The 1239-nt window shown below is 54.6% G+C and carries 1 rRNA gene; it reads left to right on the forward strand.

The window, feature by feature from the left end:
* Nucleotides 1-1239: ribosomal RNA gene (locus ACEWK1_RS27645) — 23S ribosomal RNA — on the forward strand; the annotation flags it as partial.

The following is a 1239-nucleotide window of genomic DNA, read 5'->3' on the forward strand; positions in this document are numbered from 1 at the left end:
TATAGTACCGAAGTTCCTGATTCCACACTGCCAAGAAAAGCCTCTAGCGAGGTGAGAGGTGCCCGTACCGCAAACCGACACAGGTAGGCGAGGAGAGAATCCTAAGGTGAGCGAGAGAACTCTCGTTAAGGAACTCGGCAAAATGACCCCGTAACTTCGGGAGAAGGGGTGCTTTTTAGGGTGAATAGCCCGGAAAAGCCGCAGTGAATAGGCCCAGGCGACTGTTTAGCAAAAACACAGGTCTCTGCGAAGCCGCAAGGCGAAGTATAGGGGCTGACGCCTGCCCGGTGCTGGAAGGTTAAGGGGAGAGGTTAGCGCAAGCGAAGCTTTGAACCGAAGCCCCAGTAAACGGCGGCCGTAACTATAACGGTCCTAAGGTAGCGAAATTCCTTGTCGGGTAAGTTCCGACCCGCACGAAAGGCGTAACGATCTGGGCACTGTCTCAACGAGAGACTCGGTGAAATTATAGTACCTGTGAAGATGCAGGTTACCCGCGACAGGACGGAAAGACCCCGTGGAGCTTTACTGTAGCCTGATATTGAATTTTGGTACAGCTTGTACAGGATAGGTAGGAGCCTGAGAAGCCGGAGCGCTAGCTTCGGTGGAGGCGTCGGTGGGATACTACCCTGGCTGTATTGAAATTCTAACCCACAGCCCTGATCGGGCTGGGAGACAGTGTCAGGTGGGCAGTTTGACTGGGGCGGTCGCCTCCTAAAATGTAACGGAGGCGCCCAAAGGTTCCCTCAGAATGGTTGGAAATCATTCGTAGAGTGTAAAGGCACAAGGGAGCTTGACTGCGAGACCTACAAGTCGAGCAGGGACGAAAGTCGGGCTTAGTGATCCGGTGGTTCCGCATGGAAGGGCCATCGCTCAACGGATAAAAGCTACCCCGGGGATAACAGGCTTATCTCCCCCAAGAGTCCACATCGACGGGGAGGTTTGGCACCTCGATGTCGGCTCATCGCATCCTGGGGCTGTAGTCGGTCCCAAGGGTTGGGCTGTTCGCCCATTAAAGCGGTACGCGAGCTGGGTTCAGAACGTCGTGAGACAGTTCGGTCCCTATCCGTCGTGGGCGTAGGAAATTTGAGAGGAGCTGTCCTTAGTACGAGAGGACCGGGATGGACGCACCGCTGGTGTACCAGTTGTCTTGCCAAAGGCATAGCTGGGTAGCTATGTGCGGAAGGGATAAGTGCTGAAAGCATCTAAGCATGAAGCCCCCCTCAAGATGAGATTTCCCAT

The organism is Metabacillus sp. YM-086 (assembly GCF_048059995.1).
Taxonomy (GTDB): Bacteria; Bacillota; Bacilli; order Bacillales; family Bacillaceae; genus Metabacillus; species Metabacillus litoralis_B.